Source organism: Faecalicatena sp. Marseille-Q4148, from assembly GCA_018228665.1.
GTDB lineage: Bacteria > Bacillota > Clostridia > Lachnospirales > Lachnospiraceae > UBA9414.
In genome coordinates this window covers 1,800,505-1,817,277 of record CP073692.1, presented here as the reverse complement: position 1 = coordinate 1,817,277, position 16,773 = coordinate 1,800,505, and the positions used below count along the sequence as shown (strand labels likewise).

Genomic DNA, 16,773 nt, shown 5'->3' with positions numbered 1-16,773 from the left:
GGTTTGCTAACTTGAATTCTATAGACCTTGACTTTCCGGGACTTCTTAACTATAATAATACTCAAGCAGGGGGACTACCTTGTAGTTGAGAAGGTTAAAACCTGACCCTTTGAACCTGTTGGCTAATACCAACGCAGGGAGCTAAAGAATACAGATTCGTATTTTTTGGACATTCTCTGTTTTGGGAATGTCCTTTTTAATTGAATAAGATATGATATGTGTTTGCGAGGGAACTGAACAAGTTGAAAAAGGTAAGACCTGACCTCTGGACCTGTCGGCTAATACCGGCGTAGGGAAGCAATTTCTTACGCTCGTATTGCGTCTGAAAGAGCTTCTAATTGTTTTAGAGGCTCTATTTTTTTATTTTAGGAGGAACAAACATGGCATTTATGAAAGACATTTTAACCCGCAACATCCCCATTTGGGAAGAATGTGCAGCTACCCCATTTGTGCAGGAAGTGCAAACTGGAAAGCTACCTCTTGAAAAGTTCAAGAGATATATGATTCAGGATAGTATCTATCTGAAAAACTATGCCCGTATATACGGCAAGGCAATTTTTCATGCTGATACATTAAGAGAAATTCAGCTTTACTATTCCATGCTGAATTTTGTAAATGATACGGAATCAGAAGTGCGTCTGGATTATCTAAAGCAATTTTGCATGACGGATAATGATATTGAACTGATCGCTCCTCTGCCTGAAAATCAAAATTACATTGATTTCATGTTTGAGATTGCGTCACATGGAAAGAATGAAGAAATTTTAATGGCGGTTCTTCCCTGTATGCTAAGTTACAGCTATATATTCCGCAAATTGGCGGCTGTTCCTACAAGCAGACAGTCAAGATATTGGGACTTTATCAAAGATTATGCGGATGAACAATATGCAGAAAGCTGCAAAGAATGGTCTGCTTTTGCAGAGCATAAATGTGCCGGGTTATCAGTAGCAAATAAAAAGTATCTGGCTGATATTTTTGAAAAAGCAAGTTTGTTAGAGCTTGCTTTTTGGAAGATGGCCTATCGGAACGAGAGAATGGAGGAAAATGCAAAATGAAAAAAGTATTGTCCATTGCCGGATCAGATTGCAGCGGAGGTGCAGGTATTCAGGCTGATTTGAAAACTTTTTCTGCTCACGGTGTATTTGGAATGAGTGTTATTGTTTCTGTTGTTGCAGAGAACACCAGCCGTGTTATCGACATCCAAGATATTACCCCGGATATGATTGAAAAACAGATTGACGCCGTATTTGAAGATATTGAAGTGGACGCAGTAAAAATCGGTATGCTTTCTACACCAGAATGTATGAAAGCGGTGGCAAAGAAACTATTACAATATAAGCCCCAAAATGTCGTAATCGACCCGGTTATGTATGCCAAAAATGGCTGCCCATTGATGAATCCTACGGCGGTTTCCACCTTGATAGACACAGTAATTCCACTGGCCGATGTACTTACTCCGAATATTCCAGAGGCAGAGAAAATAGCAGATATGCAGATTTCCACAGTTTCAGATATGGAGGCTGCCGCAAGAAAAATATATGCCATGGGTTGTAAGGCGATTGTTGTCAAGGGTGGACATCATATAGGAAATGCTGTTGATGTCCTATTTAATGGAGAAAATTTCTACCATTTTGAAACATCCCGCATTGATACGAAAAATACTCATGGGACAGGCTGTACCTTTTCTTCTGCAATCGCTTCCCAGCTTGCAAAGGGAAAAAGTGTTCCGCTTGCAGTCGAATCTGCAAAGGCTTATGTCACAATGGCAATCGAACACTCTCTTGCGATTGGAAAAGGCTGTGGCCCAACGCACCATTTCTACGAATTGTATCAGCATGGTTTATCTAAAGAATAGGCAGGTGCAAAATGAACTTTGATTATACACTTTATCTTGTTACTGATCGTCAACTAATGAGCTGCGATAGCCTGACAGAAGCGGTAGAACAGGCAATTTTAGGAGGCTGCACAATGATACAACTCCGAGAAAAAGAATTGTCCTCATTAGAATTTTACAATCAGGCTGTTGCCGTGAAACAGGTTACGGATAAATACCATATTCCCCTTATCATAAACGACCGGATAGATATTGCAATGGCTGTGCAGGCTACGGGGGTACATATTGGACAGCATGATTTACCTGCGGCTGCCGTCCGCAAAGTAATTGGGGAAAATATGCTGTTGGGAGTATCTGCATCTTCCATTGCAGAAGCAATACAGGCACAACAGGATGGTGCAGATTATTTGGGAGTTGGCGCAATGTTCCCTACTGGAACTAAAACCGACGCTGATTCTGTATCAATGGAGGAATTACAGAAAATCCGCACAGCCGTTTCTTTGCCGATCGTTGTTATTGGCGGTATCAATAAAGGAAATACAGGGCGTTTCAAGCCCATGGGAATTGACGGGCTGGCTGTTGTATCTGCCATCATAGCGCAGTCCGATATAAAAGCTGCTGCTGCGGAACTGAAAGATTTATTTTGCGGAAAGGAAAAGAAACATGGATTTTAATGCGGCAATCTTTGATTTAGATGGAACAATTCTGGATTCAATGGATGTATGGGAGCATATAGATATTCAGTTTTTGAAAAAGAGAAATCTTCCTGTCCCGGAAAATTATGTAACTGAAATATGTGCAAGGAGTTTTGAGGAAGCCGCACAATATACCATTGATCTTTTTGGATTGCAGGAAACGGTAGAGGGAATTATTGAGGAATGGAATAATATGGCGGTCGAGGAATACAGTAACCATGTCGGTCTGCTGCCCCATGCCCTTGATTATCTTCTGCGCTTAAAAGAACATGGAATAAAACTTGCAGTTGCTACGGGGTTGCCGGAAAAGCTCTATATTCCATGCTTAAAGAACAATTCTATTTTAGAATTATTTGACGCTCTATGTTCAACAGATGAGGTTCAGCGGGGAAAAGAATATTCGGATGTCTTTGAATTGGCCGCAAGAAAATTAGGGGTTGCACCTGAACACTGTATTGTGTTTGATGATGTGCTTCCAGCAATTAAAAGCGCAAAGGCAGCCCGTATGTTAGCAGGCGGGATTTATGATAAGTATTCCGCAGATCAGCGTACAGAAATAGAAAGGATTGCGGATATTTACTTACTTGATTTTCGGCAAGCACCGATCCCACACAAAGAGGTATGAAAATGGAAAAATGGGATTTATATAATGCAAAACGGGAAAAGTCTGGAATAACAGTGTGCCGTGGAGAAATCATACCCAAAGGGCTGTATCATTTATCTGTGAGTGTATGGATCGTCAACCAGCAGGGGCAGTATCTTTTATCACAGCGGCATCCGAAAAAGCAATACCCTCTTTATTGGGAATGTACGGGTGGTTCTGTACTTTCCGGGGAAACCAGTTTACAAGGAGCAATCCGAGAGGTAAAAGAAGAATTAGGAATACTGCTTACTCCCGGAAGTGAAAAATTGATTTATCAGAGCAGACGGGAAAATGTGCAGGATTTTTACGATGTTTGGCTATTTCATAAGGATATAAAGATTGAAGAAATGCGTTTACAGGAAACAGAAGTTGTGGATGTTCAATGGGTAAATCCAGATAAGTTATTTGAGATGTTTCGCCTGAAACATCTGCACCCTCTAATTACCTATGTAGATCAGCTAATAGGCTGAAAAAGCGCCGGGCGCAGAGGTATCAAAGCCTCTGCATCTGGCGCTTCTTTTTTGTCCTTTTTCCCGCATTTAGAACCCCGTTTTGCGGGGAACAGGATAACTTTATCCACCTGCCTGCCGGCCATGCGGAAAAACCCTTGATTTCCGTGGACTTTTAACGCCCTAAATGCGTAGACAGGAGGTATCTTTTCCGCTGGCGCTCAGCCTTTTAATTCCGTGTTGCACATGAGGCGGAAATCTTACTGCACCAGACAGCGAAGAATCATTTTGACGAACTGGGAATCAAAAAGCTCCCCTCTGTCAAATCTCTCCGAGAGGAATACACCGATCTTCTGGAACAAAAACGGAAAGCCTATTCTGCCTATAAGCAGGCCAAAAATGATATGAAAGAACTTCATAATGTTCGGGCCAATGTGGAATATCTATTAGAGATTTCTTCCCCACCACATGGAGGTTGTAGATAACGCAAGTGATGAAAACAACGAAAATACAAGGAGAAAGGCAACTGTTGTACCTATTAAAATAGAATATGTGTGAGAGGACAAGCCTTTCAATAATGTAGACGTTCAGAAATGAGCGTCTATTTTTATACCCAAAATGAAAGGAGCATTAGATTTTATGAAAAAGATGTTAAAACGATTGTGTACGGGCTTCTTAGCTCTTGCAACTGTCGTTACTGCTTTACCGACTACACCCGTCCATGCAGAAAGTAAGCAATACTGGACGGAAAGTGCAGAGCGTGTCGGTATCATTGAAAAAGTAATGAATGACGGTTCTATCGGTTCGACATTCAATGAGGGCTATATGAAAGTCGAGGGCGAAACTGCCTATTGTATCGACATCAATACAGATTTTAAGAATGGTTACAAGACCAGAGCTGACGCAAGCTCACGTATGAGTGCCAACCAGATTTCAGATGTGGCGTTATCCTTAGAGTATGTCAAACAGTATGGCGAAACTCACAAGGAATTGAACTACAAGCAAGTCTATCTGTTGGAACAATGTGTGGTCTGGCAGAGATTGAGCGTACATCTTGGCTGGCAGTGCGACAACGTGCGAGCTTCTTATGATGAAATTCCAAAAGCTACGCAGGACGAAGTTTTCTCTGGTGCAAGAGCCTTTGTCAAAGAGAATAAAGGACGCTATGAATGTGGCGGTTATATCTACTCTGGCGAGGGGCAGGAATTGGGACAATTCTGGGCGAAACTCAATGTTGGAAATGCGAAACTTCAAAAGACTTCCAGTAATACCAGCATTACAGACGGTAACGGGAATTACTCTATCGCTGGTGCGACATACGGTGTCTTTGCTGATAAGGACTGCACGAAACAGCTTGCCACCCTTACGACTGATGAAAACGGAAATACAGATGTCGTAGAGGTAAAGGCTGACACAGTCTATATCAAGGAATTATCCGCACCAGCAGGATATAAGGTTGATACAAATATATATTCCTTAAAGGTTGAAGCTGGAAAGACAGCGACCTTGAACGTATCAGATACACCAAAGGTAACAGACACTTTGATTGAACTCTTCAAGATTGATATGGAAACACAGAAAGACAATCCGCAGGGGAACGCTTCTTTAGCAGGTGCGGAATTTACATGGAAGTATTATACTGGCTTCTACAATAAAGACAATCTCCCTGCCGAAGCTACAAGAACATGGGTTACAAAGACAATCGCCGAAACAGACAGCGACGGTACAATCCATTATGTTACAAAATTAGCGGACACATACAAAGTATCTGGCGACAGTTTCTATATGCAGGACGGCAAGGCAGTTCTTCCACTTGGAACACTAACCGTAGAAGAAACAAAAGCTCCAAACGGTTACTTGCTGGACGGTGCATATATGCAGGCTGGCGATAAGTCCGAACAGATTAAGGGCTTATACCTTACACAAATTACAGAGGACGGCGACCTTGCCGTACTTACTGGAAGTAACCAGTTTTCCGTATCAGACAAGGTTATCCGTGGCGGTGTCAAAATTCAGAAACGAGATTTAGAAACGGGCGATACAAAGCCACAAGGAAGTGCTACTTTGAAAGATACTGCCTTTGACATCATTTCCTTAAATGATAATGCGGTATTGGTTGAGGGCAAGTTATACAAGAAAAATGAAGTGGTAAAGATAATTCGTACCGATATTGAGGGTATCGCTTCTACTTCTGCTGACCTCTTACCTTATGGAAAATTCCGTATGAACAATGAAAAAAGCAGAAACGCAGGAACAGGAATTTTTAGAAGTTTGTTCTTCTTACGACCATGACCTTTTAACTGGAAAAAAAGAAATGACATTGAAAGACTATGAACGAATTACTTATTTAGTTAGTTCTCTTGGGTATAGTCAATATCTTCAATTCCTTATTGGAAAATATATGGACTTAGCACAAGCTGACGAAGAACGAGAAGAAAGAGAACATGAAATATATTTGGAATATCCAGAGTATTATGAGGACGAGGGAATTTTAGAAGAAGAAGAAAAATGGCTGGAAGAATTTTTAAATCAACTTCCAGAGAAGAAAAGAGAATATTTTGAAAAACTTATAAAAGAGAGTTAAAGCTACTAAAAAAGTTACTGTATTCAGATGTTCTGATCACAGTAACTTTTTATCATTATACAAGGGAAAACAAATGCTAATAGACAAAATATTTTTTTCGTAACTTACATTTTCAATTTTACCGTCAATCTTTTTCAGCAATTCCTTTACAATATACAAGCCCAGACCAGAACTTCCTTTGGTGCGTGATTTATCAACAGTATAAAACTTGTTAAATAATAAGTTTACATCAATATCATCAAGGGATTTTGTTGAATTTTTAATTGTGAACACTCCTTTTTGATTGATAGAAACTTCAATGTAATTATCTGAATAACGAAGTGCATTTACAATTAAATTTTCAATAATTCGTTTACAGATAAGGTTATTTCCGTATATCCATACAGGAGTATTTTCTGTTTGAATGGTTGGTTGGATTTCTCCAAATTCATAATACTTTTCAATTAAGCAATCTGTAACAATTCTATTTATGTCAACACGCTCACATTCAACATCAACTTGCTCATTTTCTATCACAGATAAATCATAAAACTCTTGTACTAAATCCGTGAGATAATCTGTTTTTGCCTTAATGATTTTTAGGGATATTGATTTAGAAACAAATAAAAATATCTTTGCAGGTTTTATCAAGTGTGGCGATTGTGGTCGGGCAATGATGAAAAATTTCTGGCGACGTGCTGACGGAAGTAAGTCCTATTCATTCTATTGTGGAACTTACAAAAGAAGTGGAAAAGATTATTGCACTCCGCACACGCTCCCGTTTCAAGTATTGAATGATATTGTGCTGGGAGATTTAAAGCAGATTATCCGCAATGTAGAGAACTTGCAGGAACTTGTAAAATCACAATCTTTCACAGCAACAAAAATCAGAAAATCAACAGACATAGAACTGACAAAGTTAAAAGCAGAGCTTGAAAGAGTGAAGAAGTTGAAAAAGTCAATTTATGAAGATTACAAAGACGAACTGATTTCTAAAGAAGAATTTCTTTCTTATCGAGAGGACTATCAACAAAAAGAAACGCTTTACTCCAAACAGATTGAAACGCTGGAAGAAAAGAAAAAGGAAAGTGTAACAGAAGATGTTTTTGAAACACCGTGGTTAAGGCGGTTGTTGGAACTGAAAGACATTGAAGAATTAGACAGAGATATTATTGTGGAAATGATAGACCAGATAACAGTTTATGAAAACCGCAAACTTAAAATCTCATACAACTTTGGAAATGAGCTGGAACATTTATTTTCAAGCGTTTACTGTGAGGACTTGGAGAAAAAGGCTATCTAATCTCAATACATTTCTAACTCCCCATATATACTGGGGAATACATATCACAATTTGCGTAAACTACAATCAGCACAACCGCAGCGCAGCACAGAAAAATCCCGTCAATAAGATTTGTCTGCTTTTGGTTTTCAGCGTTCCAACGGAACGCGCAGCCATTGCCACCGGCAATGATCTCAGGGGTTTGGGGATATGTCACCAACAAGCATTAGCAGGAATTCCGGAAACGGGATTCCTGCTAAATACGCAATCTTACGTAAGATTGCATTGCTTGCCAGTAGTTTTAAGAGTCTTTGGCAGAGGATCTGTTTACAGTTGCCGCATTGATAAACCTTTGATAACTGCCTATAATAGAGTTATTATTTTGAACTGCTATAGCAGAGAAATGCGAAAAAATAAAATTTTTTGTCCGTTGTAACATTTCGCGGACATTTGCCTATTCTGCCGTTCTTTATCCTCACCGAGAACAACGACCTTGCCACGGAATATGAATACCGGTATGAGGGCATGAACGACTATATTACCGCCCCGGTCAATATCCCGGAGCTGATCCGGCGGGTTTTGTTCTTTGTGGAGTAATTGAAAAATTTTACGGAGGTGATGATGTAATGGGACATTAGCTGTTTTTGATATAGAAGAATCCGGCAAACAGATTGGCGAAAAGTTATTTCTGCATCTTAACGAGGAACAAAAGAATGCTCTAATGCAATATATTTTGGAACAAGGAGTCTGTCATGGAACGGTATTCAATTCTTGTCACACCTTACCAAACAGGAAAAGACCGCTGATATATGATTTGACGAGAAAGATCCCCTTATCCATATCCGCACCCACAACACCAACCTCAAAAGGTGACTTTCCGCTTATGCCGAGCAGTACCCCGACGAGTGCTACCAGACCGACACAGACCACGAAACGGGCTGCATGGAGTTTGATATTGCAAAGGGGCGTTTCTCTTTCCGTCTGACCGCCCCATACAGCGAGGAACGCCGGGAAGCAGCGCGACGATATGCCAAAGAGAACAACGCCACCGACAGACTGAAATGATGTAGGTGCAAGCACAAGTATTCAGATAAATTGAAGAAAAACTTAATAATATGTGACTTTATTTTTGGTTCACTAGCATGTATAATATACTCAAAAACAATTTTGATAGCAAGTAAAGGAGTGAAAAATATGTTATCAATTTCTGACATTCTTATCCGTTCAATTAGTGGGTATGTGTTTATAGTTCCAGTTCTCTTATTGTATTTTTTATATCTTAAAAAATCGGGAAGAAAACAAAGTTTTCTTCATATTACCGCTGTATTTGTGTTTTGCTATTATCTATTTGGAATTTTAACCGTAGCAGGTATTGGCTATACAAGCACAATGTCATTTAGTCCAAAGATTTCCCTGATTCCGTTTCTTGGTATGATAACCGGACCAATAGATACCATACTTAATTTAATTTTATTTGTACCGTTAGGAGTTTTCCTGCCATTTCTGTATAAAAGGTATCATCACATAAAGACCGTTGCATTAACTGGCTTTCTATTCTCTTTATCTGTTGAAATTGTTCAGATGTTTGGCTGGGGTTCATCGGATATAAATGACCTTATTATAAATACGGCTGGAGCCTGTTTGGGATATTGGATTTATTATCTGCTATCAAAAGCTTTGCCGAATAATTTTAGAAAAAAACTTCAATCTGAGAATGTTAATGGTACGGTCGAAGTACTTTTGTTTGTAATTTATATATTTATGGTTATGGTTACAGTTCAACCTTGGGTAATCCATGATGTACTGAACATCGGATAAAGTATTCAGAAAAACATTTTATCTAGCAGTACACAGCAAAAATTAGTACCCTACCCACAAGGGCATCCGAGAAAATCGACTGTCCTTTTTCTATGTCTATGAGCAAAAAGGAGCGACCAACTACCGACATGAGGGCGTGAACGACTATATTACCGCCCCGGTCAATATCCCGGATCTGATCCGGCGGGTTTTATTCTTTGTGGAATGAAATCATTATACATATAAAAATATGTCTTTGTAGTGGACAGGATAGACGCTTTTTTATGAGAAATTGGTCAGGACAGTAAATTTATTGTCCCGACCAATTTTTGCTATTATGAACAAGTTGCTATATCATAAAGCTTAGCGTTCTGTTATATTTTGGATCGTTATTGACTTCTATTACGGTTAGTGATATATTTATTACAGTAACCGTAATAAGGAGGCAGATGTTATGCGAGACAATGCGAAAGGCGGTGCGCTCACAGAGGTGACATTCTTTATTTTGCTTTCCCTTTATACCCCGAAACATGGATATGCTGTCATGCAATTTATTGAAGATAATACAAAAGGGCGGCTTACGCTGGGGGCAGGTACTTTATATGGTGCGTTGAACTCGTTGCAGGAAAAAGGCTGGATTGCACCTTTTGGAGATAGTGCGGGACGGAAAAAAGAATATCTCATTACAACGCAAGGAAAAGAAATTGCAGAAAAGGAACTGATAAGGCTCAATGAACTTGTAGGCGTAGCTAATGAAATTATTGGAGGTGCAGTATGAGCAAAAAGTATTATCGTTTCTTTGGCGGTTTGTTTACTGCCCAGGAACATTGGCTGAATAAAATGTCTGAAAAGGGCTATCGTTTGATTCGGGCGGAAAAAATGTTGTATGAATTTGAGGCGTGTAAACCGGATCAGGTAAAATACTGTGTAGAGTTTATCGGGCAAAAATCGAAGGCCGACGCGTCCGATTATCATGAGTTTTTAGAGGGGATGGGTTACAAAGTATTTTATAAAAACATCAACCTGAACTACTCTGTTGGTAAAGTACGCCTACGGCCATGGGCTGAAAAAGGCGGACGCATAGCAACAAATGCCACCACCTTTAATCGGGAATTGTTGATTGTAGAAAAAGATAATGACGGTAAGCCATTTGAACTTCATACTTCTTATGAGGACAAGGAAAACTATTACAGAAATCTGCGTAATCCGTGGCTGCTGATACTGCTCATGTTCGCAATATTTGCGGTTGCAAAATGTTCGGTAGTTTTTGGTGTGCTTGCCCTGGTTTCTCTGATTCCTGTTCTCGTATATCAAACCCAGGTTATGCAGAACAAACGCGAAGGTAAGACAAAAGAATGGTGAGGTGTTTATATCATGAATGAACGAGAAAAAACAATCCGATTATGGTTTGATATGTGGCTCAATCAGCAGGATATGGGGATTGATGATATTTTTACAGAAGATGTGATCTATACAGAAAGCTGGAGTCCCCAGTATAACAACCGAAAAACAGTAAAGCATTGGTTTCAGGAATGGAATACCCGTGGCAAGGTGGTTATTTGGGAAATCAAGCAATTTTTTCATAAGGGAGATCAAACGATTGTAGAGTGGTATTTCAAAAATGAAATGAACAATGGAAGTATAGAGGAATTTGATGGAATCTCGCTGGTTGAATGGATAGAGGATAATAGAATAAAGTCGTTGAAAGAATTTGGGTGTAATCGCAATACCTATAATCCATACCAGGAAGGCGATACCCCTCAATTCAGAGCAGAAAAAGCGAATTGGTTTTGATTGAGTGCTTATGGAGGTAAAAATATGATGTATCGGACAGAATTAGTAGAAGGAATTACCGTGGAAAATGTAACTGAGAAAATCAATGCAAAAATAGAAGAAATGGAAAAGGAAAGCTATCGACTTGTTACGATGTCTTTTTGGGGAACCGAAAGAGCTGTACTGGTTTTCAAAAAAGGGTTAAAGGGTAGTTTGCTTTAACATATATACTTGACTTATTTGAATGTCAATGGGAGAATGAGCAACTGCATATCGTATTTTTTTCACGGAGGCTGATATGAAAGAAAAAATATTGATAATAGAAGATGATCCGTTAATACGGAATGAATTGAAAACGCTGCTGCAAAGCAACAGCTATAAAACGGTGGCTCCGGAGGATTTTTCCGATGTGATCGATCAGATCAAAGCTGAGCAGCCACACTTGATTATACTGGACATCAAGCTACCGGGGACCAGTGGCTTTTCTCTCTGCACCGAGATTCGCACATTTTCCGAAGTGCCAATCATCTTTGTGACAAGCTGCAACACAGATATGGACGAGCTGAATAGCATTATGCTGGGCGGAGACGCTTTTATCACGAAGCCCTATAACACAGCGATCCTGCTTGCGAAAATTGCTTCTCTGCTGAAAAAAGTCTATCCCACACAGCAAAGGGAACAGATCGTCTATGGAGATGCGGTGCTGCATCTGGAATCCAGCAGTCTGGACTATCATGGACAGAGCGTAGAACTTACCAAGAACGAATTGAAAATTCTCTATTACCTGTTCAAGAACGGAGGAAAAATCTGTTCTCGTGGAGATATGATTGAATATTTATGGGATAATCAGCTATATGTGGATGACAATGCTTTGAGCGTCAATATCAACCGCATCCGGGAGAAACTGGCGGGCATCGGCCTGACGGATTTTATCAAGACAAAGCACCGACAGGGGTACACGATATGAACAGCAGACGATATTGGAAAAACAGGCTTCCATTTCTGCTGACGAACCTTGTTTGTATGGCTGCACTCACTGTATTTTTGCTGGTGTGCGGCAATTCGGTTTCCGCAGTAGTATTGATCCTGATTGTATGGGCATTGATTTTGCTGACGGGACTTGTCCTCACTTACTGGAAACGGAAGCGGCAGATGAAAAAACTTCTGGATATGGCGGAGCAGCTTTCCGAAAGATACCTTATTTCCGAAGTGATGGAGCTGCCGGAACAGGCCGAGGATCAGGTTTACTATCAGCTTTTGAAAATGGCTGGAAAATCCATGTTGGAACAGATTGGAGAAGTCGAGCGGGAACGCCTGGAGTACAAAGAATACATTGAGCAATGGATTCACGAAATCAAAACGCCCATTACTGCCATGAAACTCCTATGTGAAAACCACCGGACGGACTGGACAAAGGAACTTCTGCTGGAACTGGAAAAGACCAACCGCTTTACCGAACAAGCTCTTTATTACGCCCGCAGTGAGCATACAGAGAAAGATTATTCTGTCCGGGAAATGGCACTGTCCCAAGTGGTGCATCAGGCGATTGCAGATAATAAATATCTGCTGCTCCAAGGTGGTATGCGTCTGGAAGTGGAGGAAATGCAGGACACGGTTTATTCAGATGAAAAGTGGGTGCGCTTTATTCTGAACCAACTGATTGCCAATGCGGTCAAGTATCGTACGGAACAACCGGTTCTCCGCATTTCTACTCATAAACGGCAAGATCAGGTTATTCTTGTCGTGGAGGACAATGGAATCGGGATTGCTGCGTCCGATCTGCCCCGTATCTTTGAAAAGGGATTTACCGGTCAGAATGGTCGTATGATCCAGCAGTCCACAGGCATTGGCCTGTACCTATGCAAACGGCTCTGTGAAAAGCTGGGCATTGGCATTGCGGCAGAATCATCGGAACAAGGAACCGCCATTTCCCTGGCGTTTCACATCAACTGTCTGATCCATGAAGTGCAGGGCTGATTGCGGTCCTGCACTTCTTACATTTTTGTTAGAACTTTGTAAGAAAACTTGATACAAACGAAGCCACTCTTATTCTACAATAGAGATCAGAGGTGATAACAATGAAAGAAATTTTGAAACTGGATCATATCCAAAAATATTACGGAAATGGCGGGAATGTTACAAAAGCAATTCAGGACATTAGCTTTTCCGTTCAGGAGGGAGAATTTGTAGGAATCATGGGAGCATCCGGTTCCGGCAAGACTACCCTGCTCAACTGTATTTCCACCATTGATACCGTCAGTGCGGGACATATCTATCTGGACGGAACCGATGTGACGGAAATCAACGAAAAACAGATTGCCCGGTTTCGTCGGGAGAATCTTGGATTTGTATTTCAGGATTTTAACCTGCTGGACACTCTGACAATCTCGGAAAACATTGCCTTGGCACTGACTATCAACAAGGTTCCCGCAGGCGAGATTGATGGGCGGGTGCGGGAAATGGCCGGAAAGCTGAATATCACGGATATTCTGGATAAATACCCCTATCAGGTGTCCGGCGGCCAGAAACAGCGGTGTGCCTGTGCCAGAGCTATTATCAACCAGCCTAAGCTGATCTTGGCGGACGAACCTACCGGCGCGTTAGACAGTCACTCGTCACAGGCCTTGCTCTCCACAATCCAGAGTATTAACGAAAGCCTTGACGCCACAATCCTGATGGTAACACACGACGCTTTTTCGGCAAGCTATGCCAATCGTATTCTCTTTTTAAGAGATGGTGCGATCTTCACGGAAATTCTCAAAGGCAGTGATTCTCGTAGGGTTTTCTTTGAAAAAATCTTGGATGTCCTTACCATGATGGGAGGGGGCGTGAATGATGTACGCTAAATTAGCACTTGAAAATGTAAAGAAATCTACAAAAGACTATTTGATATATATTGTCACTCTGACGGCGTGTATATCTATGTTTTATGCTTTTCTTTCCATTTCCAGCAATTATTATGATCCGAATATAGGAGCAGAATTTAATTTAGATATATTAGGTGATGGAATAAAATATGCGATTCTATTGATTACCGTATTGCTGATGTTCCTTATGCAGTATGTAAACCACTTTATGATACAACGGCGAAAAAGAGAATTTGCAATTCAGAGTATTATTGGAATGGAGCAATCAACGATAGCTCGACTTTTCTTTGTAGAATCACTAATAATGGGAATTTTTTCGCTTATTGTGGGGATAGGATTAGGTGGTGTGTTTTCTCAATTCATTACTGCTATGCTGCTTCAAATGTATCATAAACCATTTGAATTTTCATTTATGCTTTTTCCAGATACAATCATTTTGACGATTCTATTTTTCTGCATATGTTTTGCGACAGTTGGTTTATCTCAAGTTCGCACGATACGAAAAATAAAGATAATTGATATGCTAAATGCAGATCGAAAAAATGATATATTGGGAACCCCCCACAAATGGATATACAAACTCTTTCCAGTAAATTTTGTCCTTTATCTGCTGATTACCTTTTATAATATTAGAACCCTGTCTTACTACTTTAACGGAGAATTTGAACTGGTAATCAAAATATGGTCTGCAATCAGCATTATTGTACCAATTCTGATGTTGATTACGCATATAAGGGAAAGATTCAGAAGAAAAGAACAAAACACAGTAAAGCAGCTCTTTTTGATTGAATGTATTGGCCTGTTGGAACTGATTATTCTTTCCATATTGCCAGTTTTCAAAGTGTACCTTGCAATGCCGATGGATAAAGGTGCTTTTAATGTTTATATGGGATTTCTGTTTTGGTGTGTTGTATTTGGAGTGAGTGTATTTTTCGTTTTGTTTAGTAATTACTTGTTGGTTATCAAAGAACGCCAGAAGTATAAAGAAGAAAATCTGTTCTTTTTTGGACAACTGTTATCTAAATTAAAATCGAAAACACTTTCAATGACTTTGATTTGCCTCACACTTACATTGTCCATGGCATTATTTTTTGTAACACCACTCCTTGTTGGATGGGCACAAGGTTTTTTGGAAAAAAGAGTTCCTTTTGATATACAGATTTCTTCGGACTACATTGGTATGCAGTCTGGTTATATCGGCATACAGTCCGAAAAAGAGCTGCCTGTAACGGATTATAGTTTTCTTGATTCTTTCATTGAAAAGAATATTTCTGTTCGTGATGATTGCTCTTTTAAGACATACTTTGTAAACAAAACTGACTTTTATAACCAACTGGAGAATAGCAGGAAAAATGCCTCACCCATCACAGCGATTTCTTTGTCCGACTATAACCATCTATTAAAGATGGCAGGTTATGATGAAATTTCTTTACGGGATCATGAATTTACAACCCAGTGGCTTTCCATAACGCCCCAAGATTCAATTTCGGCGTATCTTGAAGCTCACAAATCTATTAAAACTGATGGAGGCGATTTACAGCTTGCTGATATTTCTGCACATACAGTAGACTTAGGCGAAGATTTTTATAATTTTCAAAGTGTGATATATATTGTACCGGATCACATTTGCAATAAACTGACATCAGCTAATACATTCCGGTATATGATGGCAGATAAAACAATTTCTTATGATATTGCTCAAGAATTAAAATCATACTTTGAAAATTCAAGTCTTACTGATTCGCTTGTAACTTATAACATTACCATGCGGACAATCGAGGTTAATGATAATTCTGCTATTATTTTCATTATGCAAACTGGATTGACATATAGCGCAATCATCTTGTTTGTAACCTGTTTTACTATCTTGGCTTTGCAGCAATTATCAGATTCCGGGAAATACAAATATCGTTTTCGGGTTCTAAGAAATATGGGCGTTGAAGAACCCCATATACGAAAGTTGATTTTGAAACAATTAGCTGTATGGTTTGGTGTTCCGGTTATACTGGCCCTTATCTTGTCTGGCGCATTTCTTGTATTTTTGTTTGTAGGATTTCATATGCAGATTGCAGTGTATATCGGAGTACAGCGATTGGTACAGCAACTTTTGATCGTGTTGGCTATTTTGGGTGTCCTTTTAATTAGTTACTTTATTAGTACATGGGTCTTGTTTAATAAGTCTGCATCTGCCTGACCTTTTTGCGTTTTACAATGACCTTGTTAACAAGAAAGGAGGTGAATTCTATGAATGAGCAGAAACAGTATGTTTGCCCGTGGTGTGGTGGCAAAGATGTTGTTGAGGGGATTCAATCCACTTATGCAAAAGTTCAACCAAATAAAGCTTTGACACTTAAAGGCGAAAATTTGATTCATGTAATTTGCAAAAATTGTGGTACAGCAGTTCGTTCTTATGTAGAAAACCCTCAAGTCCTCGAATAAGGCTGAACACTTCCAAACAGGAGGACAGTTGTTTCTGTCCTCCCTCAAATATTACGCTGATTATGTTAATCGGCTTTCGGGTATATATAATTCCTATTTATAAATCAACAAAAGCGAGGAGGCGACGCAATGGAACTGACCCCGACCTTGATTTTGAATCTGGCGTTGCTGATCGTCCCGCCCGTTGCCCTTGTGCTGGTGTTCCGGCAATGGCTGGCCCGGCACATCCGCTGGACGGTTGCCTTGACTGCTCTCTGTGATGTTCTCCTGTTTTGGGATGAACTGTTCTACTATGAGAGTTTCGGTCTGTTTGCTGTGCTGCTTCTGGTACAGTTGGCAGCCACTGGCGCAGCAGCGTTCCGCATTTACTGCAAACAAAGAAAGTAAAATACAGCCTCATTACTACTCTGGTAAATATCCCGGAACTGATT

Annotated in this window: 17 protein-coding genes, 4 pseudogenes and 2 riboswitches; of the genes and pseudogenes, 20 read left to right on the top strand and 1 reads right to left on the bottom strand. The window is 40.0% G+C overall.

Annotated features, from left to right (window positions below; all coding sequences use genetic code 11):
* Window positions 1-57 precede the first annotated feature (57 nt).
* A riboswitch (TPP riboswitch) is annotated at window positions 58-157 on the top strand.
* 59 nt (window positions 158-216) lie between these two features.
* Window positions 217-314: riboswitch (TPP riboswitch) on the top strand.
* Between the two features lie 66 nt (window positions 315-380).
* From KFE17_08635 to KFE17_08605, 7 genes and pseudogenes are all read left to right on the top strand, one after another.
* Window positions 381-1,055: a TenA family protein gene (locus tag KFE17_08635; protein QUO30974.1), complete on the top strand. Its 675-nt coding sequence runs from the start codon at window positions 381-383 to the stop codon at window positions 1,053-1,055.
* Entirely contained in the window at window positions 1,052-1,855 is an 804-nt protein-coding gene (thiD, locus tag KFE17_08630; protein ID QUO30973.1) for a bifunctional hydroxymethylpyrimidine kinase/phosphomethylpyrimidine kinase, read from the top strand. Before KFE17_08635 ends, thiD begins: the two co-directional genes overlap by 4 nt.
* Window positions 1,856-1,866: 11 nt before the next feature.
* Window positions 1,867-2,508 carry a thiamine phosphate synthase gene (locus tag KFE17_08625; GenBank protein ID QUO30972.1) on the top strand — a complete coding sequence of 214 codons (642 nt, stop codon included), beginning with the start codon at window positions 1,867-1,869 and terminating at the stop codon, window positions 2,506-2,508.
* Window positions 2,498-3,154 (top strand): HAD family phosphatase, encoded by a 657-nt coding sequence (locus KFE17_08620; GenBank protein ID QUO30971.1) that lies wholly within the window; start codon window positions 2,498-2,500, stop codon window positions 3,152-3,154. Before KFE17_08625 ends, KFE17_08620 begins: the two co-directional genes overlap by 11 nt.
* Window positions 3,151-3,642: an NUDIX domain-containing protein gene (locus KFE17_08615; protein ID QUO30970.1), complete on the top strand. Its 492-nt coding sequence runs from the start codon at window positions 3,151-3,153 to the stop codon at window positions 3,640-3,642. The genes KFE17_08620 and KFE17_08615 overlap by 4 nt, the downstream gene beginning before the upstream one ends.
* 618 nt (window positions 3,643-4,260) lie before the next feature.
* A pseudogene (locus tag KFE17_08610) lies at window positions 4,261-5,847 on the top strand (SrtB-anchored collagen-binding adhesin).
* 4 nt (window positions 5,848-5,851) lie between these two features.
* Complete coding sequence (locus tag KFE17_08605; protein ID QUO30969.1) at window positions 5,852-6,205, top strand: stathmin-1-A; 354 nt, start codon at window positions 5,852-5,854, stop codon at window positions 6,203-6,205.
* A gap of 36 nt (window positions 6,206-6,241) precedes the next feature.
* Here the strand turns inward: KFE17_08605 and KFE17_08600 are convergent.
* Window positions 6,242-6,787 (bottom strand): annotated as a pseudogene (locus KFE17_08600) (HAMP domain-containing histidine kinase).
* On the opposite strand from KFE17_08600, the pseudogene KFE17_08595 reads away from it, so the two are divergent.
* From KFE17_08595 to KFE17_08535, 13 genes and pseudogenes are all read left to right on the top strand, one after another.
* Window positions 6,786-7,487, top strand: a pseudogene (locus KFE17_08595) (recombinase zinc beta ribbon domain-containing protein). The pseudogenes KFE17_08600 and KFE17_08595 overlap by 2 nt on opposite strands.
* A 750-nt stretch (window positions 7,488-8,237) precedes the next feature.
* Window positions 8,238-8,531 (top strand): annotated as a pseudogene (locus KFE17_08590) (hypothetical protein).
* Between the two features lie 129 nt (window positions 8,532-8,660).
* The gene (locus KFE17_08585) at window positions 8,661-9,284 is read left to right on the top strand and encodes a VanZ family protein (protein ID QUO30968.1); all 624 of its coding nucleotides are present in this window, start codon (window positions 8,661-8,663) and stop codon (window positions 9,282-9,284) included.
* A gap of 433 nt (window positions 9,285-9,717) precedes the next feature.
* Entirely contained in the window at window positions 9,718-10,041 is a 324-nt protein-coding gene (locus tag KFE17_08580; GenBank protein QUO30967.1) for a PadR family transcriptional regulator, read from the top strand.
* Entirely contained in the window at window positions 10,038-10,625 is a 588-nt protein-coding gene (locus KFE17_08575) for a DUF2812 domain-containing protein (GenBank protein QUO30966.1), read from the top strand. Before KFE17_08580 ends, KFE17_08575 begins: the two co-directional genes overlap by 4 nt.
* Before the next feature lie 12 nt (window positions 10,626-10,637).
* Entirely contained in the window at window positions 10,638-11,057 is a 420-nt protein-coding gene (locus KFE17_08570; GenBank protein ID QUO30965.1) for a nuclear transport factor 2 family protein, read from the top strand.
* Between the two features lie 24 nt (window positions 11,058-11,081).
* Entirely contained in the window at window positions 11,082-11,258 is a 177-nt protein-coding gene (locus KFE17_08565) for a hypothetical protein (protein QUO30964.1), read from the top strand.
* Between the two features lie 76 nt (window positions 11,259-11,334).
* Window positions 11,335-12,003, top strand: coding sequence for a response regulator transcription factor (locus KFE17_08560; protein ID QUO30963.1), 669 nt, complete (start codon window positions 11,335-11,337; stop codon window positions 12,001-12,003).
* Window positions 12,000-13,013, top strand: a complete 1,014-nt coding sequence (locus tag KFE17_08555) for a sensor histidine kinase (protein QUO30962.1) — start codon at window positions 12,000-12,002, stop codon at window positions 13,011-13,013. The genes KFE17_08560 and KFE17_08555 overlap by 4 nt, the downstream gene beginning before the upstream one ends.
* Before the next feature lie 101 nt (window positions 13,014-13,114).
* Window positions 13,115-13,882 (top strand): ABC transporter ATP-binding protein, encoded by a 768-nt coding sequence (locus KFE17_08550; GenBank protein ID QUO30961.1) that lies wholly within the window; start codon window positions 13,115-13,117, stop codon window positions 13,880-13,882.
* The gene (locus KFE17_08545; protein QUO30960.1) at window positions 13,869-16,097 is read left to right on the top strand and encodes an ABC transporter permease; all 2,229 of its coding nucleotides are present in this window, start codon (window positions 13,869-13,871) and stop codon (window positions 16,095-16,097) included. The genes KFE17_08550 and KFE17_08545 overlap by 14 nt, the downstream gene beginning before the upstream one ends.
* A gap of 50 nt (window positions 16,098-16,147) precedes the next feature.
* Entirely contained in the window at window positions 16,148-16,342 is a 195-nt protein-coding gene (locus KFE17_08540) for a Lar family restriction alleviation protein (protein ID QUO30959.1), read from the top strand.
* Between the two features lie 129 nt (window positions 16,343-16,471).
* Window positions 16,472-16,729, top strand: coding sequence for a hypothetical protein (locus KFE17_08535; protein ID QUO30958.1), 258 nt, complete (start codon window positions 16,472-16,474; stop codon window positions 16,727-16,729).
* Window positions 16,730-16,773: the final 44 nt, after the last annotated feature.

Bases quoted from the DNA above. Each gene is read 5' to 3' on its own strand.
- KFE17_08545 (QUO30960.1), top strand. From the start codon at position 13,869: ATGATGTACGCTAAATTAGCACTTGAAAATGTAAAGAAATCTACAAAA.
- thiD (QUO30973.1), top strand. From the start codon at position 1,052: ATGAAAAAAGTATTGTCCATTGCCGGATCAGATTGCAGCGGAGGTGCA.
- KFE17_08575 (QUO30966.1), top strand. From the start codon at position 10,038: ATGAGCAAAAAGTATTATCGTTTCTTTGGCGGTTTGTTTACTGCCCAG.
- KFE17_08605 (QUO30969.1), top strand. From the start codon at position 5,852: ATGAAAAAAGCAGAAACGCAGGAACAGGAATTTTTAGAAGTTTGTTCT.
- KFE17_08540 (QUO30959.1), top strand. From the start codon at position 16,148: ATGAATGAGCAGAAACAGTATGTTTGCCCGTGGTGTGGTGGCAAAGAT.
- KFE17_08615 (QUO30970.1), top strand. From the start codon at position 3,151: ATGAAAATGGAAAAATGGGATTTATATAATGCAAAACGGGAAAAGTCT.
- KFE17_08550 (QUO30961.1), top strand. From the start codon at position 13,115: ATGAAAGAAATTTTGAAACTGGATCATATCCAAAAATATTACGGAAAT.
- KFE17_08555 (QUO30962.1), top strand. From the start codon at position 12,000: ATGAACAGCAGACGATATTGGAAAAACAGGCTTCCATTTCTGCTGACG.
- KFE17_08560 (QUO30963.1), top strand. From the start codon at position 11,335: ATGAAAGAAAAAATATTGATAATAGAAGATGATCCGTTAATACGGAAT.
- KFE17_08625 (QUO30972.1), top strand. From the start codon at position 1,867: ATGAACTTTGATTATACACTTTATCTTGTTACTGATCGTCAACTAATG.
- KFE17_08565 (QUO30964.1), top strand. From the start codon at position 11,082: ATGATGTATCGGACAGAATTAGTAGAAGGAATTACCGTGGAAAATGTA.
- KFE17_08570 (QUO30965.1), top strand. From the start codon at position 10,638: ATGAATGAACGAGAAAAAACAATCCGATTATGGTTTGATATGTGGCTC.
- KFE17_08580 (QUO30967.1), top strand. From the start codon at position 9,718: ATGCGAGACAATGCGAAAGGCGGTGCGCTCACAGAGGTGACATTCTTT.
- KFE17_08585 (QUO30968.1), top strand. From the start codon at position 8,661: ATGTTATCAATTTCTGACATTCTTATCCGTTCAATTAGTGGGTATGTG.
- KFE17_08535 (QUO30958.1), top strand. From the start codon at position 16,472: ATGGAACTGACCCCGACCTTGATTTTGAATCTGGCGTTGCTGATCGTC.
- KFE17_08635 (QUO30974.1), top strand. From the start codon at position 381: ATGGCATTTATGAAAGACATTTTAACCCGCAACATCCCCATTTGGGAA.
- KFE17_08620 (QUO30971.1), top strand. From the start codon at position 2,498: ATGGATTTTAATGCGGCAATCTTTGATTTAGATGGAACAATTCTGGAT.